Consider the following 24,709-nt stretch of genomic DNA (forward strand, 5'->3'; position numbering starts at 1 on the left):
CTTGGCGCTCGGATCGCCGCAGCAGCAGGCGGTCCTGGTCGCCCTGCTGCTCGGCGAGGGCCGCCCGGTGACCACCGACGACCTGGTCGACGGCATCTGGGGCGACCGCACCCCGCCGCAGGCGGTGGCCGCGCTGCGCACCTACATCTCCCGGCTGCGCTCGGTGCTGGAGCCGAACCGCGAGGTCCGCAAGCCGGCCGAGGTGCTGATCTCGGTGAGCGACGGTTACGCGCTGCGGATTCCGTCGGGCTCACTCGACCTGGTGGTTTTCGAGCAGCGTGTCGCGGAGGCGGCGAACGCGCGCTCCGAGGGAGCGTTCCGGGCCGCCCACGACGGGCTGGTCTCGTCGCTGGATCTGTGGAGCGGACGCCCGTTGCCCGGAGTTCCGGGTCCGTACGCCGAGGCGCAGCGCAGCCGGTTGACGGAACGTCGGCTCGCCGTCGCCGAGGAGCGCTGCGCGATGGCGCTGGAGATCGGCCTGCACGCCGACGTGGTGGCCGAGCTCAACTCGCTGTCCGCCGCCAACCCGTTGCGCGAGCGACTGCGCGAACTGCTGATGCTGGCGCTGTACCGCAGCGGCCGACAGGCCGAGTCGCTGGGTGTGTACGCGGACACCCGGAAGCTGCTGATCGAGGAACTGGGTGTGGAGCCCGGCACCGCGCTGGCCGCGATGCACGCCCGCATCCTGGCCGGCGACCCGGAGCTGATGGCGGCGCTCGCCGCCCCGCCGAAGGCCTCTGCGGAGGAGACGGCATCGTTCGTCCCTCCGGCCCAACTCCCGGCCGACGTATCGGACTTCGCCGGACGCAGCAAGATTGTCAACGAGCTGCGGGACGTGCTGAGGGCGGGTTCCGGCCAAGCCGTAGTGGTCACCTCGCTGGCCGGCATCGGCGGCGTCGGCAAGACGACCCTCGCGGTGCACGTCGCGCACTCGCTGCGCCCGGACTTCCCGGACGGGCAGCTGTACGTGGACCTGCGCGGCGCGGGTGCCTCGCCCGCCGACCCGGCGGTCGTGCTCGGTGACTTCCTGCACGCCCTCGGCACGCCCGAGGCCCCCGACTCGCTGGACCAGCGCGCCGCGATGTACCGCTCGCTGCTGGCGGACAAGCGGATGCTGATCCTGCTCGACAACGCCCGCGACGCCCAGCAGTTGCGCCCGCTGATCCCGGGTGTCTCCGGCAACGCCGTGATGGTGACCAGCCGTTCGCGGCTCGCGGAGATCCCCGGCGCGCACCTGGTGGACATCGAGGAGCTGACCCCGGACGAGGCGCTGGCGCTGTTCTCGGCGATCGTCGGCGTCGAGCGGGTCGCGGCCGAGGCCGAGGCCGCCCTCCAGGTGGTGACGTCCTGCGGGTTCCTGCCGCTGGCGGTTCGCATCGCCGCCGCCCGACTGGCCAGCCGGCCGCGGTGGAGCGTCTCCGACCTGGCCCGTCGGTTAGCGGACCAGCGCAACCGACTCCAGGAGCTCCAGCTCGGCAACCTCGCCGTGGAGACCACCCTGGGGCTCGGTTACGCCCAGCTCCAGCCCGAGGAGGCCCGGGCGTTCCGGCTGCTCGCCCTGGTGGACTCCCCCGACCTGCCGCTGGCCGCCGTCGCCGCGCTGCTCGGCGCCGAGGAGCAGGAGGCGGAGGACCTGGCGGAGGCACTCGTCGAGGCGAACATGCTGGAGTGCTTCACCCCCGGCCGGTACCGCTACCACGACCTGCTGCGGCTCTACGCCCAGCGGCAGAACGCGAAGACCGCGGACGTCGAGGTCCAGCAGGCGGCGCTGCTGCGGCTACTGGACCTGCTCCACGCCACCATGCGCAACGCCGCGCACGTGCTGGAGCCCGACGACATCCTGATGGAGCAGTTGCACACCGCACAGTCGTCCGGGCTTTCGTTTCCCGACACGGCGGCGGCCCGCGAGTGGCTCCGGTCGGAGGTCGCGGTTCTGCTCGGATCTGTCGAGGCCGCGGCCAGTGCGCCGCTGGAGCTGGTGCAGCCCGCCGTCGAGATCCTCCAGAGCATGACCAGCGTGGTCGAGGATCCGTCGCTGGCTCCCCGCATTCGCAGTGTGCTGCACGCGGCCGCCGCGAATCCTGCGGCCCGGAGTGACGCAGGGACCCTCTCCCGGGTGCACTACGCGCTCGGCCACATGCACCAGGTGGCGGCCGAACTCGCCGAAGCAGGCGAGGCGTTGGCAGCCAGCCTGGCCCTTCAGCCGGCCGAGCAGGTCACCATGCTGCGGTTGATCACGGCCAATGCGCTGGCGATCGTCCTGATCATGGAAGGCCGGCCTGCCGAGGCCCTGCCCTTCTACGAACAGGCCCACCGGATCGTCCGCCAGACGGACGCGCCGACCAGCGAGGCCAGGCTGCTCGGCAACATGGCCCGGGCGTACGTCGGGCTGGACCGGCACGAGGAGGCGGTGGAGGCGGCCCGGGCGGCGGTGACGGCGGCGCGGGCGTCCGGCAATGTGCCGTGTTTGGCGGACACGCTCTACCAGTTGGGCGTGGTGCTGCGGTCGACCGGTGAGCCGGGCGAGGCGGCCATACATCTCCGTGAGGCGCATCAGCTGTACCGCGCCCACCAGCATCCGATCTGGGAGGGCTACTCGCTCGCCCGGCTGGCGGCCTGCCTGTTGGCGGACGGTCAGTTCGCCGGCGCGGCCGAGGCGGCGGAGGAGTCGTTGTCGATCGCGCAGGAGATCGAGGCGGCGTACTGCCAGGGCATGGCGAACGCGGCGCTCGGCGAGGCGCTGCTCGAACTGGGGCAGCCGTCGCGTGGGTTGGCGTGTCTTCAGGAGGCGTTGACGGTGTTCACGCGGCTCGGTGTGCCCGAGGCCCAGCCCGTGCAGGACCTCATCGACTCGCGGCACACCGAGCCTTCCCCTCCCCCCGCGCCGTAGGCCTTCGTTCCCCCCCTGGTTTCCCCCCTGGTCCCCCCTGGCGAAGGCCTGTCCCCCCGGGGCGTCAGCGCCCCCGCAGCCCCCCGGCTGCGGGAACGCTTTGACGCTTCCCCGGCGCTGAGGAAGACTCTGCCAGGCCGCAATTGACGTTCGATAAACGTCGGCGGCAAGCGAGTTGATTCAGCATCGAAGCAGGTCAGGGGTGTGGCGCAGGAGCGCCGGGAGGCGCGCGGGGGGCTGGCGCGCTCCCTGGCGGGCGATAATCGCCCAACGGCGCACGAGTTGGCCGGAAACGGACTCCACAGTGCGGTGATCGCGTTTATTCTCATAGGCCAGGGTCGGGAGTGGTGTGCGGACCACGACGGGTGGGGCAGGACGCGCGCGGGAGAGGTGCCCAGATCACGTGACGGATGAACAGATTGCGGAACCCGCCGACGCCGAACGGGCGTCCGCGGGTGAGGGTCGCCGGGCCGAGCGGGCGGGCCAGGCCGCCGCGTTCGATGCGATGGGGGCGCAGTACCAGGAGGTGTTTCCGGCCAGGTCCGGGCAGTTCGCCTGTGCCGGTTGGCTGCTGGAGCAGCTGCCGGCGGGGGCCCTGGTGCTGGACGTGGGCTGTGGGGCGGGCGAGCCGACCGCGCGGCAGCTGGTGGACGGCGGACTCCGGGTGATCGGCGTCGATCTCTCTGCGGGCATGCTGGAGCAGGCCCGGAAGGCGGTGCCGGAGGCGGAGTTCCACCGCTTCGACGTCGTCGACCTGGCCACCGAAGGTGCCGAACAGCGCTGGGGCGTACCCGAGTTGGGGCCGGCCGGGGCGGGGGCGCTGGACGGCGCGGCGGCGTTCTTCTCGCTGCTGATGCTGCCGCGTCCGGAGATCGCCGTGGCGCTCGGCCGGATCCGTGAACTGCTGCGTCCGGGCGGCCTGCTGGCGCTGGGCATGGTGGAGGCGGACCTGGACGATGCGCCGTTGCCGTTCCTGGATCAGCAGATCCGGGTCAGCGGCTATCTGCGCGAGGAGCTGACGGGGCTGCTGGAGCGGTCGGGGTTCGCCGTGGAGGGGGTGGACAGCCAGTCGTACGCCCCGGCGGGGTCCACGCTGCCGCCGGAGACCCAGCTGTACCTGCGCTGTCGGCGCACCGGCTGACCTGGCGCCGCCTCCGTCTTCGAGTCCTCCACATCTGCACAGAATCGGGCAGCCCGTGCGCGACCAACTGGAGCCCCTGGCGGGGCAGCAGCCCGCCGTACCCGTCCAGCGGCATCCGCCGCCGGACGGGCGGCCCCGGCTTGCCGAACGCCTGGCGTACCTGGACGGTGCGGCCCGGCGGATCAACAGTGCGCTCGATCTGAAGGCCACCCTGCGCAACCTGGGCCGGGTGCTGGTGCCCGAACTCGCGGACGCCCTGGTGGTGCTGGTCCGCGACCCGCTGCCGGACGTGGAGCGCGACCTCGGCCGGCCGCGCGCGCTGCGGGTGCTGCACACCTGCGGGACGCGGCTGGGCCGTCGCGGCGGCCTGCGCCCGGTGGAGCCCGGCAGCGTGCTGGAGCGAGCCTTGGAGCGGCGCGCCCCGCACGGTCCGACGGTGCTGGACGGGGACGGGCGGCGCGGCGGCCTGCCCGCCGAGCTGCTCGGCGCCCGGGCGCTGGGCCGGCTGCCGGAGGGGACGGCGCTGCTGGCGCTGCCGCTGCACGGGCGGCAGGCCGCGCTCGGCATGCTGCTGCTGATCCGGCGCCCGACCGACGGGCGTCCGGCGTCGTTCGACCCGGCGGACACCGCGACGGCCGCGCACCTGGCGACCCTCGCGGGCCTGGCCGTGGACACCGCGCTGCGCTACACCCGCGAGTGGGAGATCGCCGACGAGCTGCAGCGCTCGATGCTGCCCGCGGAGCTTCCGCAGCCGCACGGCGTGCGCCTGGCGCACCGCTACCTGCCGGGCGAGCGCGGGGCGCAGGTCGGCGGCGACTGGTACGACTCGATCCCGCTGCCGGGCAACCGGGTGGCGCTGATCGCCGGTGACGTGATGGGCCACTCGCTGACCTCGGCGGCGGTGATGGGCCAGCTGCGCACCTCCGCGCAGACCCTGGCGGGCCTCGACCTGCCGCCGCACGAGGTGCTGTACCACCTCGACGAGCAGGCCCAACGCCTGGGCCGCGAGCACCACTTGGCGACCTGCGTGTACGCGGTGTACGACCCGATCGCGGGCCGGGTGGTGATCGCCAACGCCGGGCACGTGCCGCCGGTGCTGGTCGGCCCGGACGGCACCAGCGAGCTGCTGGACCTGCCGCCGGGCGCGCCGATCGGCGTCGGCGGGGTCGACTTCACCTCGGTGGAGCTGGCCGCGCCGCCCGGGTCGGCGCTGCTGCTGTTCACCGACGGTCTGGTCGAGACCCGCCGCCGCCCGCTGGGCATCGGCCTGGAACTGCTGCGGGCCCGGCTGGAGGGCGCGCACCGGCTGACCCCGGACCAGCTGTGCCAGGAGGCGCTGCGGATCCTGCCGCCGGGCGACCGGGCCGACGACATCGCGCTGCTGGCCGCCGCGTTCGACGGCATTCCGGCCAGCGACGTCGCCTACTGGTACCTCCAGCCGCGGCACGAGACCCCGGGCCGGGCGCGCCGGCTGGCCGGGCACGCGCTGCACAACTGGGGCCTGGACCATCTGCGCGAGAACTGCGAGCTGATGGTCAGCGAGCTGGTCACCAACGCGATCCGGCACGCCACCCGTCCGGTGACGCTCCGCCTGGTCCGCACCTCCCGGCTGCGCTGCGAGGTCGGCGACGACTCGGCCGCCCTCCCCCGCACCCGCCGGGCCGGCCCCGACGAGGAACGCGGTCGCGGCCTCCAGATAGTCGCCCGCTGCGCGGACCGCTGGGGCGCGACCCGGCTGGGCGCGGGCAAGGTGGTCTGGTTCGAGCAGCGGCTGTGAACCGTCCGGGCCCTGCTGCCTGTCAGGTGGCGAACCTGCCGTCGGTGGCGGCGAGTCGGTCCAGTGCGGCGAGGACGGCCGGGCCGAGGACGGCGAGTGCCAGCGGGCGGGAGCGGCGCAGGCCGAGGACGCTGCGCACGACGTCGGCGTGGTGGATCTCGTGGAGGGCGGCGGCGTACTCCTCGGCCTCGGCGGGGGCCTCGGCCGCCTGCCAGGTCAGCAGGAGTGCCTTGACCACGGCGAACATCAGCCGTCGGCCGCGTACCAGTTCGGGGCGTTCGTTGAGGCCGAAGACCTCGATGGTGGCCTCGCCGCGGACGGTCAGCGGGTCGTAGGCGCCGGAGTCCAGGTAGAGCAGCAGGTGGTCGGCCGGGTCGTCGCGGCACGGGTCGATCAGCAGGGCGTCGCCGGTGGCCGGGTCGCGCGGGAAGCGGTCGCGCTTGCGGTTGCTGTTGCAGTGCGCGCAGGCCAGCAGGTGGTTCTGCCAGTCGAAGGTGCGCAGCGGGGCCTGGGCGATCGGCTCGAAGTGGTCGATGTCGGTGCCCAGGTTGTCGCCGCAGTACATGCAGCGTTCCAGCCCGGGCGCCATCTGCCGCAGCATCAGGCGCAGTTGGGCCTTCGGGCGGGCGGCTTTGCGCCACGCGGCGCGGCCGGACGCGGTGCTGGGGCCGGCCGCCCGGATGCCGGCGGTGGCGCGGTCGAGTTGGGCGGCCAGCCCGGGGTGCAGGGCGGGCCGCTGCAGCGGGATCACTCGTCCCGGCCGAGCAGCCGCGCGGTGACCTCGTCGACCCGGGCGGTCAGCGAGCTGTTCAGCTTCGCCCCCAGCTCCCGGTACTCGGCGAGCTCCGCGTCGGTGGCCCGGCCCGCGTACATCTTGCGTTCCAGCCGTACCAGCAGCCGGCGTTCGGCCTCGGCGGCCGGCGAGTAGGCGCTCGGCAGCCCGAACAGCTCCGACAGGACGGTGTCCTCGCCGCTGCCGTACAGCACCCGCTGGCGGAGGTCCTCGTCCAGGCGGTGCGGCGCGAAGTCCTCGGCGGGGCCGGGGAGGCGGATCAGCGCGCCCGGGTCGGCGGCCTGGCAGACGTACGGGCTGTGGGTGGCGACCAGGAACTGGGTCTGCGGGAAGCGCCCGGTCAGCCAGCCGCCGATGCGCTGCTGCCACACCGGGTGCAGGTGGCGGTCGACGTCGTCGATCAGCACCGGGCCGGGGTGCGGGGCGGCGGCGGTGAGCCGGGCGACCAGGCGGGCCAACGTGGCTGTGCCGTCGCCGAGTTCGGCCAGGGGGAGGTCGAGGGCGCCGTTGCTGACGTGGTGCCGGTCGGGGTCGCTGACCCGCCAGCCCTCGGGCAGCACGGCCGTCACGGCGTCGGCGTCCAGCGGGACGGCGTGGCCCTGGGTGTGCCCGACGAACAGCGCTCGCGGGGTGCCCTGCGGTTCGCCGAGCCGGTGGCGGGGGGCGGGGGACGCCTCGACCCAGCCGTCGACCCAGCCGTCGACCCCGCCGTCGCCGCCCGCCGTGTCCGGCAGTGCGCCGAGCGCGACCGCGACCGCCCGCAGGAGCGTGCTCTTCCCGCTGCCGTTCGGCCCGGCGACCACCGTCCAGCCCGGGCCCGGCGGGATCGCCACGTCGACCTCGCGCGCACCGCTGAAGCACTTCACGCCGGACACCCTGATCCGCGACACGTACACCGGCCACCCCCTGCGTCGGTCCCACCGGACCTATGCCCCGCCGTGCGGCCGCCCATCCGCGCGCAGCGGGTTCAGGGGGCGAGGCGGACGGGGAGCTCCCGGAGGGCGTCGCGGAGGGCGGCGGCGAAGCGGTCGTACTCCGGGGTGCGGGCGGAGCCGGGGCGGTGGGCGAGGCCGATGCGGCGGCCGGGGGTGGGGGCGGCGAAGCGGACGGCGGCGAGCCGGTCGGTGCGCCCGGTTTCGACGTCGAGCGCGGTGGCGGGGAGCAGGGTGACGCCGAGGCCGCCGGCGACGAGTTGGACGAGGGTGGAGAGTCCGGCGGCGCGGGTGCTTCCGCCGGAGGCGTCGGCGCCGACCTCGCGGCAGATGTCGAGTGCCTGGTCGCGCAGGCAGTGGCCTTCTTCCAGGAGCAGCACGTCGAGGTCGAGCAGGACGTCGCGCGGTACGTCGACCCGTCCGGCGAGTTCGTGCTCGGGCGGCACGATCAGCACGAAGTCCTCGTCGAACAGCGGGATTTCGGCCACCGGGACGCCACCGCCGGCGGGCAGTGCGAGCAACAACAGATCGAGTCGTCCGGTGGCGAGGCCGTCGAGCAGCGAGGGGGTGCGTTCCTCGTGGACGTGGAGTTCGAGGTCGGGGTAGGTGTCGCGGACGAGTCGCAGCACGGCCGGCAGCAGGTAGGGCGCGACGGTGGGGATGACGCCGAGGTGGAGCGGCCCGGTGAAGGGGCGGCGGGCGGCTTCGACCTCTTCGGTGAGGGCGTGCAGCGCGGAGAGCACCTCGCGGGCGTGGACGGCGACGCGTTCGCCGAGCGGTGTGATCATGACGCGGCGGGTGGTGCGTTCGACGAGTTGCGCGCCGAGGCTCTCCTCCAGGGCGGCGACCGCGCCGGACAGTGCGGGTTGGCTGGTGCCGATCGCGGCGGCGGCCTCCCGGAAGTGCAGGTGTTCGGCGACGGCGGTGAAGGCCCGCAGCTGGGAGACGGTGGGGGTGCGTTGCGTATGGTGCTTCACGGTGCGCTTCCTGCGTGGTCCGGGTACTGCGTCCAGTGTGCCGCACTGATCGGGATTGCCTATCAGGCAATGCGGTAGATCCGATTTCACTGATCAGTGGGGCCTGTGCGACGCTGGGGATTGTCCGCAATTCGGACAACCCTCATCTCAACCCTTGGAGTAACGACGTGCTGACGATCGGCGACAAGTTCCCCGAGTACGAACTCAACGCCTGCGTTGACCTCGACGCCGCGAACGCCTTCGCCGAGATCAACCACAAGTCCTACGAGGGCAAGTGGCGCGTGGTGTTCTTCTGGCCCATGGACTTCACCTTCGTGTGTCCGACCGAGATCGCCGCGTTCGGCAAGCTGAACGAGGAGTTCGCCGACCGTGACGCCCAGATCCTCGGCGTCTCCGGCGACTCGGAGTACGTGCACCACGCGTGGCGCAAGGACCACAAGGACCTGCGCGACCTGCCCTTCCCGATGCTGGCCGACATCAAGCACGACCTGATGCGCGCCTGTGGCGTCGAGGGCGAGGACGGCACCGCGCAGCGCGCCGTGTTCATCGTCGACCCGAACAACGAGATCCAGTTCGTCATGGTGACCGCCGGCTCCGTCGGCCGTAACCCGAAGGAGGTCCTGCGCGTGCTGGACGCCCTGCAGACCGACGAGCTGTGCCCGTGCAACTGGACCAAGGGCGAGGACACCCTCGACGCCCAGGCCCTGCTGGTCGGCTGATCCCGATGGCTCTCGACGAACTCAAGGCCGCCCTGCCGGACTACGCCAAGGACCTGAAGCTCAACCTGGGCTCGGTCATCGGCAACTCGGACCTGCCGGAGCAGCAGCTCTGGGGCACCGTCCTCGCCTGCGCGATGGCGACCGGCTCCCCGGCCGTGCTGCGCGAGCTCGAGCCCGAGGCCAAGTCGCACCTGTCCGCGGAGGCCTACCAGGCCGCCAAGGGCGCCGCCGCGATCATGGCGATGAACAACGTCTACTACCGGACGCTGCACCTGCTCTCCGACAAGGAGTACGGGACGATGCGCGCCGGTCTGCGGATGAACATCATCGGCAACCCGGGCGTCGACAAGGTCGACTTCGAGCTGTGGTGCTTCGCGGTCTCCGCGATCAACGGCTGCGGCCAGTGCCTCGACTCGCACGAGGGCGTGCTGCGCAAGGCCGGTGTCGAGCGCGAGGTCGTCCAGGCCTCCGTGAAGATCGCCGCCACCGTCCAGGCCGTCGCCTCGGTGCTGGACGCCGAAGCGCAGCTGGCGTAACGACAGCGAAAGGTCCGCCCGCGGAAGGGAACTCCCTTCCGCGGGCGGACCTTTCGGCGTTCCCGGCTACTGCTTGCGGGCCGCCTCGATCGCCTGGAAGACCTGTTGCCCGGCTGCGTTGCGCTGCCTCAGGTGTCCGGTGACGGTGTTGGTGACGGCGATCAGCGGCACCGCCACGATCGCGCCGGCGATGCCGCCGATGATGGAGCCCGCGGCGACGCCGAGCACCACGGCCAGCGGGTGCACCCGCACCGCGCGGCCGAGGATCAGCGGCTGCAGGATGTGGCCCTCCAACTGCTGGACGGCGACCAGCACCGCCAGCGCGATCAGCGCCTTGACCGGTCCGACGGTGACCAGCGCGATCAGCACCGCGATGGTGCCGGTGACCAGCGCGCCGACCAACGGCACGAACGCGCCCAGGAAGATGATCACCGCGAGCGGCATCGCCATCGGCACGCCGAGCAGCTGGAGACCGATGCCGATGCACAGCGCGTCGATGAAGGCGACGATCACGGTGCCGCGGACGTAGGCGGTCAGCGTGGTCCAGGCCTTGGGCCCGGCGCCGGCCATCGCGTACCGGGAGTGCCGGGGCAGACCGCGCAGCATCCAGCTCCAGATCCGGGCGCCGTCGTAGAGCAGGAAGAACGTGGTGAAGGCGGTCAGCGCGATGCCGGTGAGCACCTCGACGGCGATGCTGACGCCGGTGAAGCCGGCCGAGGTGAGCTGGTCGGAGTTCTTGCCGATGGACGTGGTGATCTGGTTGGTGAAGCTGTCGAGCTGGTCCTGCGTGAGGTGGAACGGCCCGGTGACCAGCCAGTCGCGCAGCTGCCGGACACCGTCCTGGGCCTTGACGGTGACCCGGTCGAGGTTGGTGGACACCTGCCAGAACACGAACCAGCCGACCAGCCCGATGCCGGCCAGGCCGGACAGGAAGGTGCCGGCGGCCGCCACCGAGCGCGGGACGCCGTGCCGGCGCAGCCAGGAGACGGTGGGCTCCAGCAGTGCGGAGATCAGCAGCGCGGCAAGGGCCGAGAAGGCGACCAGCCGCAGCGTGTCGATGACCCGGAACACCACGTACAGGGCGACGCCGAGCAGCAGCAGGCGCCAGGTGGACTCGGCGGCGACCCGCAGCGTCCACGGCACGGCGTCCACCGGGTTGGCGGGCCGGCCGGGCGGGGCGCTGCCGGCCGGCTGTTCGGTGCTGTGCGGGGCGCGCGGGGGCGGCACGGTCTCCTCGGTCCGCACGGGCGCTCCTTCCGGGGGTGCGACGGCGAGGGCCCGACCACCGTCGGCCGGGGCGCCGGCGCCGTGTTCGGCGAGTTGGCGGGCGGTCTGTTCGGCGGTGCGCCGGGCGGCCCGCTCGGCGGCGAGTTCGACGGCCTGTTCGGTGGCGAGCGCCTGCGCCTCGGCCGAGATGGCGGCGCGCCGGCGGCGTTCCGCGGCGGCGAACAGGCCGGCCGCCACCGCCCCTATCTTGGCGAGGCCGCGCCAGCGGCCGCCGCTCGTCTCTTCCGTCACTGCCCCGGTCTCCCCCGCGTTCGTCCACTGCGCGGCCGCGGGTCGCGCGGCCGTCGGTGAGGAACGCTACCTGCCGTCGGGGGCGCCGGTCGCGGGGGTATCAGCGACCGCTTCCCGGAGATTTCCGGCAAATCCCACCAATCATCCTGTTTCGCCCGCCGGGGTCGGGGAAGGGGCCAGGCAGACCACCTGTCCGCGGACCGGCCGGGAGCGGAGAGACCAGGACCCGCTCCGCTCCCCCGCGTCCGCACCAGGCCGCGCCGTCCGCTGCGCACTGGTCAGCGCCGCCCGGGCGGCACGGCCCGTCAGCTGTCTCGCGGCAGCACGAAGGGCCCCGTTCTCGACCGTGCGAGAGCGGGGCCCTTCCGTGCGAGCTGTGGGCAGGCCGGGCAGGCCTAGTACCAGTGGTGGGACTGCCAGAACGACCAGGCGCCGCAGGGGCTGCCGTAGCGGCTGTTCATGTAGTTCAGGCCCCACTTGATCTGGGTCTCGGGGTTGGTCCGCCAGTCCGCGCCGGCCGAGGCCATCTTGGAGCCCGGCAGCGCCTGGACCAGGCCGTAGGCGCCGGAGGAGGCGTTGGTGGCGGTGTAGTCCCAGCCGCTCTCGCGCTTCACGATCTGGCTGAAGCACTGGAACTGGTTGCTGTCGCCGACGATGCGCAGCGCCATTTCCTGGACCGAGCCGGGGCTGACGGTGGCGAGCACGCTGCGGGCGGAGGCGCGGTTGGCCTCTTCCTTCGCACGCTTCTCCTCGACCGCCTTGGCGGCCTTCTCCGCGTCGGCCTTCGCCTGGGCGTCGGCTGCGGCCTTCTGCCGGGCCGCCTCTTCCGCGGCCTTCTTGGCGGCGGCGTCGGCGGAGACCTGCTGGGCGTTGGCCTGACGGTTGATGCCGTCGCTGACGTTCTGGGCCTGTGCACCGGTGGGCGCGTCGGCGAGCAGGGTGGCGCTCGCGACGTCGACCGTCTGAACGGTCTTGCCCTCACTGCCAGAGGCCGCACCCACGACAGCACCGACGGCGGTCACCGCGGTGGCGGAGGCGACAGCGACTCCCCGGACCGAGATCCGAGTCACATGGTTTCCTTCCAGCGTCGCCCGGCGTGTGACCGTCCGGGCGCATATCTGCCCCCTGGTCACTGGCCTCCGTAGAGCTCTGGTCACGGGAGGCGCTGGCTCGGCCGTCCCCCCGGGCGGGCCCGGAGCGGCGGTGGAATCGAGCGGCGTACGGCCTTTCGGTGTTCAGTTTTCCGCCCGCCGACCGGAGTTGGCGGGTGTGGTATTGCCGTACGCGGGGCCTGACAGAACCCTCACCATGCCGCACGCGATGGTGTCTACGCAATTCCCTGTGCCGTGGCGGATCTCACAAACTTTCCCACCAGGGAGTTTGGCGAACGGTCCGTCGAGAGGCCGTCAGCAGTGCTGACAGCGAAGGGGCCTGACGGTAGGTGTCAGGCCCCTTTGCCCCGGTACGTCCGGTTATGCCTACGGCTGGATGTCCTCCAGCATCTCGGTCACCAGCGCGGCGATCGGCGAGCGCTCCGAACGCGTGAGCGTCACGTGGGCGAACAGCGGGTGCCCCTTCAGCTTCTCCACCACCGCGACCACGCCGTCGTACCGGCCGACCCGCAGGTTGTCCCGCTGGGCGACGTCGTGGGTGAGCACCACACGGGAGTTCTGGCCGATCCGGGAGAGCACCGTGAGCAGCACGTTGCGCTCCAGCGACTGCGCCTCGTCCACGATCACGAAGGCGTCGTGCAGGGAGCGCCCGCGGATGTGGGTGAGCGGCAGGACCTCCAGCATGCCGCGGGAGATGACCTCCTCGATCACGTCCTGGGTGGTGACGGCGGAGAGGGTGTCGAACACCGCCTGCGCCCAGGGGCCCATCTTCTCGGCCTCGCTGCCGGGCAGGTAGCCGAGTTCCTGGCCGCCGACCGCGTACAGCGGGCGGAACACCATCACCTTGCGGTGCTGGCGGCGCTCCAGGACGGCCTCCAGGCCGGCGCACAGGGCGAGCGCGGACTTGCCGGTGCCGGCCCGGCCGCCCATCGAGATGATCCCGATCTCCGGGTCGAGCAGCAGGTCGAGGGCGATCCGCTGCTCGGCGCTGCGGCCGCGCAGGCCGAACGCCTCGCGGTCGCCGCGGACCAGCCGGACCCGGCCGTCGGAGGCCACCCGGCCGAGCGCGCGGCCGCGTTCGGAGTGCAGCACCAGGCCGGTGTGGACCGGGAGTTGCTCGGCGCCGTCGACGGCGAGCGCGTGGTCCTGGCCGGCGAACAGCTCGTCCACCTGGTCGGCGGGGACGTGCAGTTCGGTCATGCCCGTCCACCCGGAGGTGATCGCCAGCTCGGCCCGGTACTCCTCGGCCAGCAGGCCGACCGAGCTCGCCTTGATCCGCAGCGGCAGGTCCTTGGAGACGACGGTGACGTCGTAGCCCTCGGCCTGCAGGTTGCGGGCGACCGCGAGGATTCGGGTGTCCGCCTCGCCGCCGCCGGCCCGGTAGCCGGCCGGCAGGATCGACAGGTCGGAGTGGTTCAGCTCGACCCGGATGCTGCCGCCCAACTCCCCCACCGGGATCGGCTCGTCGAGTCGGCCGTGGCGGATCCGGTAGTCGTCCAGCAGGCGCAGCGCCTGGCGGGCGAAGTAGCCGAGTTCCGGGTGGTGCCGTTTGGCCTCCAACTCGGTGACCACCACGACCGGGAGGACGACCTCGTGCTCCTCGAAACGCGTCATGGCGAGGGGGTCGGCCAGGAGCACGCTGGTGTCGAGGACGTACGTGCGCCGGTCAGGTGTCCGGCGGCTCTTGGAACTGACCACTAGCCCTCCAGAGCGGGTGACCCGACGTCACCCGCGGCCCACCGGTCCCCGCGGCCCCGCTGGCCGGGGGGACGGTCTGGAGGGAGTCTTCCCAGGCGAGGAGGCCCGCATTCGCGCCGGAGCGAACGGCAGGAACACAACCGATGAACGTTTTCGTGTCTGCCGGACGGGTATGGGGAATTGACCGGCTGCCGATGCCCGTCCCCTTGCCGACAAAGGGAGTTGAGCGCGCGTCAGCGACCCAGCCGCCGGTTGCGCAACTGGTAGTCGCGCAGCGCCCGCAGGAAGTCGACCTTGCGGAAGGCCGGCCAGTAGGCCTCGCAGAAGTAGAACTCGCTGTGCGCGGACTGCCAGAGCAGGAAGCCGGACAGCCGCTGCTCGCCGGAGGTGCGGATCACCAGGTCCGGGTCGGGCTGGCCCTTGGTGTACAGGTGCTCGGCGATGTGCTCGACGTCGAGGATTTCGGCCAGTTCCTCGATCGAGGTGCCGCGTCCGGCGTGCTCCTGGAGCAGCGAGCGGACGGCGTCGGCGATCTCCTGCCGGCCGCCGTAGCCGATGGCGACGTTGACGGTGAGCCCGTCGATGTGCGCGGTCTGCTGTTCGGCGCGCTTGAGCACCTCGGCGGTGGGCGCGGGCAGCAGGTCGAGCGCGCCGACCGGGTGGACCTTCCAGCGGCCGGCGTCGACCAGGCCCTGGACGGCGTCCTCGATGATGCCGAGCAGCGGGACGAGTTCCTCGGCGGGGCGGGCCAGGTTGTCGGTGGAGAGCATCCACAGGGTGACCACCCGGACGTCGGTCTCCGCGCACCAGCCCAGGAACTCGCTGATCTTGTCGGCGCCGCGCTGGTGGCCGTACGCGGTGGTGCCGCCGGTGGCCTTGGCCCAGCGGCGGTTGCCGTCCAGGATCACGCCGATGTGGTGCGGGGTGTTGGCCAGGTGCACCTCGACCCGGCGGCCGTACAGCCGGTAGGCCCTGTCCAGCAGGGTGCGCAGTCCCGGCGTGCGCTCCACCACATCGCGCAGACCCATCGTGAACGGCCCCTCCGTGCTGATTGCTCCGGGTGCGAAATCCCTGCGGCAGCCTACTCCGCCCGGCATTACCGGAGGTAAAACCGCAGGTACCGGTCTTGTCACAGTGGGCGCACGGGGCGGGATACGGAACGGTCTCCGAATCCTTAAACGGTCCCTAAACCGGATTCCGGGTCTTGACGCTTGCCATTGGTCTAGTCCAGCGTGTGGTCAGCACCACAGCGGACCACCCCCACAGCGGAGCCGCCGCGACCCCCACCGCGGCGGCTCTCCCTTCCCCCGCCACGTCTGCTTCCCCCACACCCCTCCCCCATCTCCTGTTCTGGAGCCTGTCATGGCCCGTACCCTGCAGCAGCCGTCCCACCGGCGCCGCAACAAGTTCCCGGCGGTGCTCGCCACCGCGACCGCGCTGGCGCTGGCCGGCACTGGACTGGCCCTGTCCGCCGGCGGCGCGAACGCCGCGGTCGGCAACCTGGTGAGCAACGGCGGCTTCGACTCCGGCCTCTCCGGCTGGACCTGCACCGGCAGCACCACCACGGTCTCCACCCCGGTCCACTCCGGCACCGGCGCGCTGGCCGCCACCCCGGGCGCCGGCGACACCGCCGAGTGCACCCAGACCGTCTCGGTGCTCCCCAACACCGCCTACCAGCTGAACGGCTGGGTCCAGGGCTCGTACGTCTACCTGGGCGCCCGCGGCACCGGCGGCACCGACCCGTCGACCTGGTCGGCGCAGAGCAGCTGGAACCAGCTGAACACCACCTTCACCACCGGCGCCAACACCACCAGCGTCACCCTGTACGTGCACGGCTGGTACGGGCAGCCCACCTACTACGCGGACGACATCCAGCTGATCGGCCCGGGCGGCACCGCCACCCCGACGCCGTCGGCCTCCGCCACCTCGGCCTCGCCGAAGCCGTCCGCCTCGGCCTCCGCGTCCGCGTCGCCGTCGCAGAGCGCCTCGCCGTCGGCGTCCAGCTCCCCCAGCCCGTCCAACTCGCCGAGCCCGTCCGGCTCCGCGACCAGCCCGCCGCCGAACACCGGTCTGCCGAAGCACGTGCTGACCGGCTACTGGCAGAACTTCGACAACGGCTCGACCGTGCAGAAGCTGCGTGACGTGCAGAGCGCGTACGACATCATCGCGGTCTCCTTCGCCGACTCGACCACCACCCAGGGCGCGATCTCCTTCACCCTGGACCCGGCGCTGGCCACCAAGCTCGGCGGCTACACCGACGCCGACTTCAAGGCCGACATCGCCGCCAAGCACGCGGCGGGCAAGAAGGTCGTCCTCTCCATCGGCGGCCAGAACGGCGCGATCTCGGTGGGCAGTTCGGCCGCCGCGACCGCGTTCTCCGACTCGGCGTACAAGCTGATCCAGCAGTACGGCTTCGACGGCATCGACGTCGACCTGGAGAACGGCGTCAACGCCACCTACATGGCGCAGGCGCTGCACACCCTGCAGGCCAAGGTCGGCTCCGGCTTCGTGCTGACCATGGCGCCCGAGACCATCGGGATGTACTCCACCGCCGGTGCGTACTTCCAGCTGGCGCTGGCCACCAAGGACATCCTCACCGTCGTCAACACCCAGTTCTACAACTCCGGTGGCATGAACGGCTGCGACGGCAAGGTCTACACCCAGGGCACCGTCGACTTCATCACCGCGCAGGTCTGCACCCACATCCAGGGCGGTCTGCGTCCGGACCAGGTCGGCATCGGCGTCCCCGCCTCCAGCAAGGCGGCGGGCGGCGGCTACGTCAACTCCACCGTGGTGAACAACGCGCTGGACTGCCTGGCCACCGGCAACCACTGCGGCAGCTTCGTCCCGCCGGCCAAGTGGCCGACCATCCGCGGCGCGATGACCTGGTCGACCAACTGGGACGCCAACAACGGCAACGACTTCTCCAACAACGTCGGGGCGTTCGTCCGCGGCATGCAGTGACCTTCCGTCGGTGCGCCGCTCCTTGAGGGTGGAGCAGGTGCACACCAGGGGCCCGTCGTACCACTGGGGGTACGGCGGGCCCCGCCCTTGTGTCAGGACGTGAGCAGCACCGCCGCCAGGGTGCCCAGCAGCATCGCCGGGCCGAACGCGAACTCGCTGCGGCGGCCGGCCCGGCGCAGCACCAGCAGGGCGACCGCCCACAGCGCGGCGATCAGCCACATGTACAGCAGACCGGCGTAGAACGTCCGCCGGCCGGCCAGACCGAGCACCGCGCCCAGCGACGGGGCGAGCTTGGCATCGCCGAGGCCCATCGGCGCGAACAGCGCCATCAGCAGGAACAGCGCGCCCAGCGCGCCCGCCGCCAGCGCGCAGCGCAGCCACACCGCCGGGCGGTGGTCGGCGAGCGGGACCAGCAGGGCCGTCCCGGCCAGCAACGGCAGGGTCAGGGCGTCCGGCAGCCGCTGGACGCCCGCGTCCACGAAGGCCAGCACGGTGCCGAACAGCGCCACCCACACCAGCAGCGGCAGCAGGCCCTGCGGGGCGTGCGCGGCAAGGACGGCGCCGACGGCCGCGGCGGCCAGTTCGACGGTCAGCGGCGGCGGCCAGGACCGCCCGCCGCAGCGCACGCAGCGGCCCAGCGGCGTCACCGCGCAGGACCGCCACGCCTCGCCGGCCGGCACCGCGAACCGCACCACAGCGGAGCGCAGCAGCACCCCGGCCAGCAGGCCGAACACCGCCCCCAACGTCGTTCCCAGCATCCGGCGCCTCCCCTAGGACCCGCCGCGACCCTACCGCCGCACCGCCGTTCGCCCGTCCGTGTCCAGGTGGCGAACACCACGCCGACACCCGCCCCGCACGGCCGTAAAGTAACCGGGCATGCAGGTCATCCAGTCCAGCAAACTCGCCAATGTCTGCTACGACATTCGCGGCCCGGTGCTCGACGAGGCGATGCGGCTGGAGGAGCAGGGCCACCGCATCCTCAAGCTCAACACCGGCAACCCGGCCGCGTTCGGTTTCGACGCCCCGCCCGAGATCCTCCAGGACATCCTCCGCAACCTGTCCTCCGCGCACGGCTACGGCGACTCCAAGGGCCTGCTGTCGGCCCGCCGCGCCGTGGTCATGCACTACGAGGAACGCGGCCTGCACGGACTGTCGGTCGAGGACGTCTACCTGGGCAACGGCGTCTCCGAGCTGATCCAGCTCGCCATGACCGCCCTGCTCGACGACGGCGACGAAGTCCTCGTCCCCGCCCCCGACTACCCGCTGTGGACGGCCTCGGTCTCGCTGGCAGGCGGCACCGCCGTCCACTACCGCTGCGACGAACAGGCCGAGTGGTACCCCGACCTCGCCGACATCGCCGCGAAGATCACCGACCGCACCCGGGCGATCGTCGTCATCAACCCCAACAACCCCACCGGCGCGGTCTATCCGCGCGAACTGCTGGAGGGGATCGCCGAACTCGCCCGCCGGCACCGGCTGGTGATCTACGCGGACGAGATCTACGACAAGATCCTCTACGACGGCGTGGAGCACACCCCGCTCGCCACCCTCGCCCCGGACCTCTTCTGCGTCACCTTCAACGGCATGTCCAAGTCGTACCGGGTGGCCGGCTTCCGCAGCGGCTGGATGGTGCTCTCCGGCGACCGGCAGCGCGCCCGCTCCTACATCGAGGGCCTCAACGTCCTCGCCTCGATGCGCCTGTGCGCCAACATGCCCGCCCAGCACGCGGTCGCCGCGGCCCTCGGCGGACGGCAGTCCATCCAGGACCTGATCCTGCCCGGCGGCCGCCTGCTCGCCTCGCGCGACGCCGCCCACCGGCTCCTCAACGAGATCCCCGGCGTCTCCTGCGTGAAGCCCAAGGGCGCGCTGTACGCGTTCCCGCGGCTCGACCCGCAGGTCTACAAGATCAAGGACGACGCGCGGATGGTCCTCGACCTGCTGCGCGCCCAGCGCATCCTGATCGTCCAGGGCACCGGCTTCAACTGGCCCACCCCCGACCACTTCCGCCTGGTCACCCTCCCCCGCCCGGAGGACATCACGGACGCGGTCACCCGCATCGGCGACTTCCTCTCGGGCTACGTCCAGGCGTAACGCGCAGCAAGGTCCGGCCGAGGACGGGACTTCCCGCTCCGACCGGACCTTGCCGTACGGGTCTACCGCTCAGCGCAGCGTCACTCGCCGAGGCGCTTGACCAGGGCCTGGTACTCGTCCCACAGCGCCTTCGGCGTGTGCTCGCCGAACAGCTCCAGGTGGGCCGGGACCAGCGCGGCCTCCTGCTTCCAGATCTCGTTGTCGACCGAGAACAGCAGCTCCTGGTCGGCCGCCGGGATCTCCAGCCCGTCGAGGTCGAAGCCCTCGACCTTCGGCAGGACGCCGATCGGGGTGTCGACGCCCTCGGCGGTGCCTTCGAGGCGCTCGACGATCCACTTCAGGACGCGGCTGTTCTCGCCGTAGCCGGGCCACACGAACTTGCCGTCGGCGTTCTTGCGGAACCAGTTGACGTAGTAGATCTTCGGCAGCTTGGCGGCGTCGGCCTCGGCGCCGATCTTCAGCCAGTGCGCGAAGTAGTCGCCCATGTTGTAGCCGCAGAACGGCAGCATGGCGAACGGGTCGCGGCGCAGCTCGCCGACGGTGCCCTCGGCGGCGGCGGTCTTCTCGGAGGCGATGTTGGCGCCGAGGAAGACGCCGTGCTGCCAGTCGAAGGACTCGGTGACCAGCGGGACGGCGGTGGCGCGGCGGCCGCCGAAGAGGATCGCGGAGATCGGGACGCCCGCCGGGTCCTCCCACTCGTCGGCGATGGTCGGGCACTGCGAGGCCGGGACGGCGAAGCGCGCGTTCGGGTGGGCGGCGGGGGTGCCGGACGCGGGGGTCCAGTCGTTGCCGCGCCAGTCGGTGAGGTGCGCGGGGGCGTCCTCGGTGAGGCCCTCCCACCACACGTCGCCGTCGTCGGTGAGCGCGACGTTGGTGAAGACGGTGTTGCCCCAGAGGGTCTTGATGGCGTTGGCGTTGGTGTCCTCGCCGGTGCCGGGGGCGACGCCGAAGAAGCCGGCCTCGGGGTTGATGGCGTAGAGCCGGCCGTCGGCGCCGAAGCGCATCCAGGCGATGTCGTCGCCGATGGTCTCGACCTTCCAGCCCGGGACGGTGGGCTGGAGCATGGCGAGGTTGGTCTTGCCGCAGGCGGACGGGAACGCGGCGGCGACGTACTTGACCTCGCCGGACGGCGGGGTGAGCTTCAGGATGAGCATGTGCTCGGCCAGCCAGCCCTCGTCGCGGGCCATGGTGGAGGCGATGCGCAGCGCGTAGCACTTCTTGCCGAGCAGGGCGTTGCCGCCGTAGCCGGAGCCGAAGGACCAGATCTCGCGGGTCTCGGGGAAGTGCGAGATGTACTTGGTGGTGTTGCACGGCCAGGCGACGTCGGCCTCGCCCTCGGCGAGCGGGGCGCCGACGGTGTGGACGGCCTTGACGAAGTCGCCGTCCTCGCCGAGCTGGTCGAGCACGGCCCGACCCATGCGGGTCATCACGCGCATCGAGACGGCGACGTACGCGGAGTCGGTGAGCTCGACGCCGTACGCGGCCAGCGGGGAGCCGACCGGGCCCATCGAGAACGGCACCACGTACATGGTGCGGCCCTTCATCGCGCCGCGGAACAGGCCCTTCTCGCCCTGGAAGATCTCCCGCATCTCGGCGGGGGCCTTCCAGTGGTTGGTCGGGCCGGCGTCCTTCTTCTGCTCGGAGCAGATGAAGGTGCGGTCCTCGACGCGGGCGACGTCGGACGGGTCGGAAGCCGCGTAGTAGGAGTTGGGCCGCTTGCTCTCGTCGAGCTTGGTGAAGGTGCCCTGGGCGACGAGCTGCTCGGCGAGGCGGTGGTACTCCTCCTCGGAGCCGTCGCACCACACCACCTGGTCGGGCTCGGTGAGGGCGGCAATCTCGTCGACCCACTCCACCAGACGCTGGTGGCGGGTGGGCGCGGACTCGGCGAGCGCAGAGATCTGAGGCGACACGATCGCTCCGTTTCACACCATCTCGGCCAGGAGACGGCTACGCGGGGGTTGAGGGTCCTTACACGGTAGACCGGTGAACCCTCCCTCCATTCGTCGAAATGGCGCTATTGACGAGATCTTTACTACGTAGTGTCTGGTTCGGAGGCCAGGAATCGCCCCGCCGACGCCCCGAACGGCCCCCTCCGACACCCCTCGAACACTCCAGAACGTCTAAAAGTGAGGATCGCCACTTTCCTACGAGCCGGTAACCTACGGTTCCGTAAGATGTTGCCCATGACCGCGGAAGCCCTCGAACTCGTCAAGCCCAAGTGGCGCGGCTGGCTCCATGCCGGCATGTTCCCGGCCTCGCTGGCCGCCGGAATCGTGTTGATCTGCCTGGCCGAGTCGACGGCGGCGCGGGTCGCCTGCGTCGTCTACTCGGTGAGCGCCTGGATGCTGTTCGGGGTGAGCGCGGTGTACCACCGCTTCACCTGGGGTCCGCGCGGCGAGGCGGTGCTGCGCCGGCTGGACCACGCGAACATCTTCCTGATCATCGCGGGGACGTACACCCCGTTCACCATCCTGCTGCTGGACGGCGCACGGCAGCAGATCCTGCTGTGGCTGGTGTGGGGCGGGGCGCTGGCCGGCATAGCGTTCCGGGTGTTCTGGGTCGGCGCCCCGCGCTGGCTGTACACCCCGTGCTACCTGGCGCTCGGCTGGGCGGCGGTGTTCTTCCTGCCGGACTTCCTGCACAAGGGCGGCGCGGCCGTACTGACGCTGATCGTCGTCGGCGGCGCGCTCTACACCATCGGCGGAGTCATCTACGGCATCAAGCGCCCGAACCCGTCACCGCGCTGGTTCGGCTTCCACGAGGTGTTCCACGCGTTCACCCTCGGCGCGTTCATCGTGCAGTACGTGGGGGTCTCGCTGGTGGCGTACACCGCCGCCGGCTGACCGCCGCAGAAACGCTCCTGCTCCACTCAGTACCGCACCGGCTGGGCCGCCCGCGCCTCCAGCCGCTCCCGGGCCCGACGGCAGCGCTCGCAATGCGCCGCGTCGGGCCCTTCGCCTGCCGCCCGCTGGTGGGCCCGGCCGCGGAAGCGGTACCCGACCCAGACCATCACGGCCGCCACCTCGACCGCCGACACCACCCAGACCAGGCGGGCTCCGCCGATCAAGTACCCGGCTATGACCGCCAGCGCGGCCAGCACACCGACCACGCCGCTCCAGAACCCGGTCGCTCCGTACTCCATTGGCAAACCTCCCGCCGGCCGACAGGTTATCTGACAGGTCGTCAGAGAACTCCCCACCTACAGTGACACGTCCGGCACGCAGCGCGGGCGAACAGGGGATCAACAGCGCATCAATTCCAGACGTGGGGATCTCGCAGCACGGGCTTCGGTTGACACCTGCCGTCTTTTGACAGTTACTCTCATTCGAGAGATGCCATCGGATGGGGGTTCCGTCATGTCCGCTCCACACCCACGGCGCTGGATCGCGTTGGTCGCGGTCGCACTCAGCGTTCTCGTCATCGGCTTCGACACCACGGTGCTGAACGTCGCCCTGCCCGACCTGGCCCGGCAGTTGAACGCCGACACCGGGCAGCAGCAGTGGATCGTCGACGCCTACACGGTGGTGTTCGCCGCCGCCATGCTCCCGGCCGGCCTGCTGGGCGACAGGTTCGGCCGCCGCCGCACGCTGGTGCTCGGCCTCGCCCTGTTCGGTGCGGCCTCGGTGCTCGGCACCCTGGCCGGCAGCCCCGCCACGCTGATCGCGGCCCGCGCCGCGATGGGCCTGGCCGCCGCGTTCGTGATGCCGATGTCGATGGCGGTGATCCCCGCGATCTTCCCGCCCGCCGAACAGCGCCGCGCCACCGCCCTGTTGAGCACCATGACCGCGCTCGGCGTGCCGCTCGGGCCGATCATCGGCGGCTTGCTGCTGCGCGGCTTCTGGTGGGGCTCGATCTTCCTGATCAACGTGCCGCTGGTGCTGCTCGGGGTGGTCGCCTGCCTGCTGCTGCTGCCGGAGTCCGCCGACCCGGCCGCGCCCCGGATCGACCTGCCGTCCGCGGGCCTGGCCGCCGGCGGTCTGGCCGCGCTCACCTGGGGCATCATCGAGGGCCCCGAACGCGGCTGGGGCGACGCCCTGGTGCTCGGCGCGCTGATCGGCGCCGCGGCCGCACTGACGGCGCTGGTACTGCGCAGCCGCCGCCGGGAGCACCCGATGCTCGACCTGCGGCTGCTCGCCGAGCCGATGTTCCGCTGGTGCGCGATCGCCGTCACGCTGGTCTCGATCGCCCTGTTCGGCGGGTTCTTCGTGCTGCCGGCGTACTTCCGGAGCGTGCTGGGCGCCGACGCGCTCGGCAGCGGCCTGCGGCTGATGCCGATGATGGGCGGCCTGCTGGTCGCCGCCCGGCTCGGCGAGCGCCTGGTGCGCCGCTTCGCCCCGCGCGGCGTGATCACCGCCGGGCTGGCGCTGATCGCCCTCGCGATGCTGCTCGGCAGCCGCACCTCGGTCGGCGACGGCTACGGGTGGACGGCGCTGTGGCTGGTGCTGTTCGGCGCCGGACTCGGCCTGGTCCTGATCACCGCGACGGCGTCCGCGCTGCTCCTGCTGCCGCCGGCCAAGGCCGGGGTCGGCGCCGGGCTGGTGCAGACGCTCCGCCAGGTCGGCGGCGCGATCGGCGTCGCCGTGTTCGGCAGCCTGCTGGCGGCCGGCTACCGCTCCGGACTGCACCTCCCGGCGCTCCCGGCGGACGCCGCGCAGCGGGTCCGCGGTTCGGTGGTCGCCGCCGACGCGGTCGCCGAGCGGCTGGCCGATCCGGGGCTGGCCGCGGCCGCGCACGGCGCGTACGTGCACGGCATGGGCCTGGTGCTGCTGACGGCCGGGCTGCTCGCGGCGGTGTCCGCCGTGCTGGTCGCGGCCCGGATGCCGGGCGCCGGCGACCCGGTGGCCGCAGACGCCCCCGAGGTGCGGCCGGTGGCCGCGGCGGCGGGTGATCCCGGAGAATCGACCGCATGACCACCCCGCGCAGCGCCCGGCCCCGCCCGTCCGACGACTCCTCCGGTTCGTTGGAGGAGCTGGTCGAAGCACCGCTGTCGCTGCGCGAGCGCAAGAAGCTGAAGACCCGCCAGTCCCTGCGCCGGGAGGCGTTCCGGCTGTTCGCGGAGCAGGGCTGGGAGGCCACCACCGTCGACCGGATCGCGGCGGCGGCGGAGGTCTCCCCGTCCACCTTCTTCCGGTACTTCCCGACCAAGGAGGACCTGGTCCTCAGCGACGAGTACGACCCGCTGATGGCCGCCGCGATCCGGTCCCGACCGGCGGACGAGCCCTTCCTCACCTCCGCGCGGGCGGTGCTGGTCGGGCTGGTCCGCCGGATCGACGAGCGGGAGCACGCCGAGCTGTACCAGCGGATGCAACTGACCGCCTCGGTCCCGAGCCTGCGGGCCCGGATGCTCAACGGCTCCGGCCAGCCGACCGGGATGCTGCTCGACCTGCTCACCGAACGGGCCGGCCTGGACGCCCCCACCCTCGAACTGCGGATCACCGCCGCCGCGGTCTCCGCCGCGCTCACCGAGACCTCGCTGTACTGGGCCGACAACGGCGCCCGGGACAACCTGGCGGACCTGCTCGACCGGGCCCTCGCCCACCTGCAGAACCTCTGACGCCGGG

At 72.1% G+C, this 24,709-nt stretch carries 20 protein-coding genes; 10 read left to right on the forward strand and 10 right to left on the reverse strand.

Annotated features, from left to right (window positions below):
* The first annotated feature begins 1 nt into the window (after position 1).
* The 3 genes from AMK19_RS12440 (at position 2) to AMK19_RS12450 (ending at position 5,808) form a co-directional block, all read left to right on the forward strand.
* Complete coding sequence (locus AMK19_RS12440) at positions 2-2,890, forward strand: AfsR/SARP family transcriptional regulator (RefSeq protein ID WP_158071899.1); 2,889 nt, start codon at positions 2-4, stop codon at positions 2,888-2,890.
* A gap of 418 nt (positions 2,891-3,308) precedes the next feature.
* Positions 3,309-4,031: a class I SAM-dependent methyltransferase gene (locus AMK19_RS12445; protein ID WP_073811685.1), complete on the forward strand. Its 723-nt coding sequence runs from the start codon at positions 3,309-3,311 to the stop codon at positions 4,029-4,031.
* A gap of 55 nt (positions 4,032-4,086) precedes the next feature.
* Positions 4,087-5,808, forward strand: a complete 1,722-nt coding sequence (locus tag AMK19_RS12450; protein WP_073811068.1) for an ATP-binding SpoIIE family protein phosphatase — start codon at positions 4,087-4,089, stop codon at positions 5,806-5,808.
* Between the two features lie 22 nt (positions 5,809-5,830).
* Here AMK19_RS12450 and AMK19_RS37180 read toward each other — a convergent pair whose 3' ends face one another.
* The 3 genes from AMK19_RS37180 to AMK19_RS12465 all read right to left on the reverse strand — a co-directional run bounded on the left by AMK19_RS37180 (position 5,831) and on the right by AMK19_RS12465 (position 8,510).
* Complete coding sequence (locus tag AMK19_RS37180) at positions 5,831-6,559, reverse strand: HNH endonuclease (RefSeq protein ID WP_241844379.1); 729 nt, start codon at positions 6,557-6,559, stop codon at positions 5,831-5,833.
* Positions 6,556-7,497, reverse strand: a complete 942-nt coding sequence (locus AMK19_RS12460; protein ID WP_073811070.1) for an AAA family ATPase — start codon at positions 7,495-7,497, stop codon at positions 6,556-6,558. Before AMK19_RS12460 ends, AMK19_RS37180 begins: the two co-directional genes overlap by 4 nt.
* A gap of 71 nt (positions 7,498-7,568) precedes the next feature.
* The gene (locus tag AMK19_RS12465) at positions 7,569-8,510 is read right to left on the reverse strand and encodes a LysR substrate-binding domain-containing protein (protein ID WP_073811071.1); all 942 of its coding nucleotides are present in this window, start codon (positions 8,508-8,510) and stop codon (positions 7,569-7,571) included.
* Positions 8,511-8,677: 167 nt separating this feature from the next.
* On the opposite strand from AMK19_RS12465, the gene AMK19_RS12470 reads away from it, so the two are divergent.
* Both AMK19_RS12470 and AMK19_RS12475 read left to right on the forward strand, forming a co-directional pair.
* The gene (locus AMK19_RS12470) at positions 8,678-9,229 is read left to right on the forward strand and encodes a peroxiredoxin (protein WP_073811073.1); all 552 of its coding nucleotides are present in this window, start codon (positions 8,678-8,680) and stop codon (positions 9,227-9,229) included.
* A 5-nt stretch (positions 9,230-9,234) separates the two neighbouring features.
* Entirely contained in the window at positions 9,235-9,765 is a 531-nt protein-coding gene (locus AMK19_RS12475; protein ID WP_073811075.1) for an alkyl hydroperoxide reductase, read from the forward strand.
* A gap of 66 nt (positions 9,766-9,831) precedes the next feature.
* Here AMK19_RS12475 and AMK19_RS12480 read toward each other — a convergent pair whose 3' ends face one another.
* From AMK19_RS12480 to AMK19_RS12495, 4 genes are all read right to left on the reverse strand, one after another.
* Complete coding sequence (locus AMK19_RS12480) at positions 9,832-11,283, reverse strand: AI-2E family transporter (RefSeq protein ID WP_073811076.1); 1,452 nt, start codon at positions 11,281-11,283, stop codon at positions 9,832-9,834.
* Positions 11,284-11,678: 395 nt separating this feature from the next.
* Complete coding sequence (locus tag AMK19_RS12485) at positions 11,679-12,353, reverse strand: transglycosylase SLT domain-containing protein (RefSeq protein WP_073811078.1); 675 nt, start codon at positions 12,351-12,353, stop codon at positions 11,679-11,681.
* Between the two features lie 408 nt (positions 12,354-12,761).
* The gene (locus AMK19_RS12490; protein WP_073811079.1) at positions 12,762-14,093 is read right to left on the reverse strand and encodes a PhoH family protein; all 1,332 of its coding nucleotides are present in this window, start codon (positions 14,091-14,093) and stop codon (positions 12,762-12,764) included.
* Positions 14,094-14,326: 233 nt separating this feature from the next.
* Positions 14,327-15,121 carry an isoprenyl transferase gene (locus tag AMK19_RS12495; protein ID WP_073811081.1) on the reverse strand — a complete coding sequence of 265 codons (795 nt, stop codon included), beginning with the start codon at positions 15,119-15,121 and terminating at the stop codon, positions 14,327-14,329.
* Between the two features lie 334 nt (positions 15,122-15,455).
* On the opposite strand from AMK19_RS12495, the gene AMK19_RS12500 reads away from it, so the two are divergent.
* Positions 15,456-17,057, forward strand: a complete 1,602-nt coding sequence (locus AMK19_RS12500; protein ID WP_073811082.1) for a chitinase — start codon at positions 15,456-15,458, stop codon at positions 17,055-17,057.
* A gap of 92 nt (positions 17,058-17,149) precedes the next feature.
* Here the strand turns inward: AMK19_RS12500 and AMK19_RS12505 are convergent, their stop codons facing one another.
* Entirely contained in the window at positions 17,150-17,815 is a 666-nt protein-coding gene (locus AMK19_RS12505) for a prepilin peptidase (RefSeq protein WP_073811084.1), read from the reverse strand.
* Between the two features lie 118 nt (positions 17,816-17,933).
* Between AMK19_RS12505 and AMK19_RS12510 the strand changes: the two genes are divergently transcribed.
* A complete protein-coding gene (locus AMK19_RS12510; protein ID WP_073811085.1) occupies positions 17,934-19,148 on the forward strand; it encodes a pyridoxal phosphate-dependent aminotransferase in 1,215 nt (404 codons plus the stop codon).
* Positions 19,149-19,228: 80 nt separating this feature from the next.
* On the opposite strand, the gene AMK19_RS12515 is transcribed toward AMK19_RS12510, so the two are convergent.
* Entirely contained in the window at positions 19,229-21,058 is a 1,830-nt protein-coding gene (locus tag AMK19_RS12515; RefSeq protein WP_073811087.1) for a phosphoenolpyruvate carboxykinase (GTP), read from the reverse strand.
* 264 nt (positions 21,059-21,322) lie between these two features.
* Between AMK19_RS12515 and trhA the strand changes: the two genes are divergently transcribed.
* Positions 21,323-21,991 carry a PAQR family membrane homeostasis protein TrhA gene (trhA, locus tag AMK19_RS12520; RefSeq protein WP_380467594.1) on the forward strand — a complete coding sequence of 223 codons (669 nt, stop codon included), beginning with the start codon at positions 21,323-21,325 and terminating at the stop codon, positions 21,989-21,991.
* A 26-nt stretch (positions 21,992-22,017) separates the two neighbouring features.
* Here trhA and AMK19_RS12525 read toward each other — a convergent pair whose 3' ends face one another.
* Positions 22,018-22,290, reverse strand: a complete 273-nt coding sequence (locus tag AMK19_RS12525) for a hypothetical protein (protein ID WP_073811090.1) — start codon at positions 22,288-22,290, stop codon at positions 22,018-22,020.
* A 214-nt stretch (positions 22,291-22,504) separates the two neighbouring features.
* Here AMK19_RS12525 and AMK19_RS12530 point away from each other — a divergent pair, with 214 nt between their 5' ends.
* Both AMK19_RS12530 and AMK19_RS12535 read left to right on the forward strand, forming a co-directional pair.
* Positions 22,505-24,058, forward strand: coding sequence for an MFS transporter (locus AMK19_RS12530; protein ID WP_073811091.1), 1,554 nt, complete (start codon positions 22,505-22,507; stop codon positions 24,056-24,058).
* A complete protein-coding gene (locus AMK19_RS12535; protein ID WP_073811093.1) occupies positions 24,055-24,702 on the forward strand; it encodes a TetR family transcriptional regulator in 648 nt (215 codons plus the stop codon). Before AMK19_RS12530 ends, AMK19_RS12535 begins: the two co-directional genes overlap by 4 nt.
* The last annotated feature ends 7 nt before the right edge of the window (positions 24,703-24,709 follow it).

It is taken from the genome of Kitasatospora sp. CB01950 (assembly GCF_001905465.1).
Lineage (GTDB): Bacteria > Actinomycetota > Actinomycetes > Streptomycetales > Streptomycetaceae > Kitasatospora.

Excerpts from the sequence above, each read along its gene's own strand:
- AMK19_RS12475 (WP_073811075.1), top strand. The coding sequence starts at position 9,235 with ATGGCTCTCGACGAACTCAAGGCCGCCCTGCCGGACTACGCCAAGGAC.
- AMK19_RS12495 (WP_073811081.1), bottom strand. The coding sequence starts at position 15,121 with ATGGGTCTGCGCGATGTGGTGGAGCGCACGCCGGGACTGCGCACCCTG.
- AMK19_RS12500 (WP_073811082.1), top strand. The coding sequence starts at position 15,456 with ATGGCCCGTACCCTGCAGCAGCCGTCCCACCGGCGCCGCAACAAGTTC.
- AMK19_RS12505 (WP_073811084.1), bottom strand. The coding sequence starts at position 17,815 with ATGCTGGGAACGACGTTGGGGGCGGTGTTCGGCCTGCTGGCCGGGGTG.
- AMK19_RS12510 (WP_073811085.1), top strand. The coding sequence starts at position 17,934 with ATGCAGGTCATCCAGTCCAGCAAACTCGCCAATGTCTGCTACGACATT.
- trhA (WP_380467594.1), top strand. The coding sequence starts at position 21,323 with ATGTTGCCCATGACCGCGGAAGCCCTCGAACTCGTCAAGCCCAAGTGG.
- AMK19_RS12525 (WP_073811090.1), bottom strand. The coding sequence starts at position 22,290 with ATGGAGTACGGAGCGACCGGGTTCTGGAGCGGCGTGGTCGGTGTGCTG.
- AMK19_RS12530 (WP_073811091.1), top strand. The coding sequence starts at position 22,505 with ATGTCCGCTCCACACCCACGGCGCTGGATCGCGTTGGTCGCGGTCGCA.
- AMK19_RS12535 (WP_073811093.1), top strand. The coding sequence starts at position 24,055 with ATGACCACCCCGCGCAGCGCCCGGCCCCGCCCGTCCGACGACTCCTCC.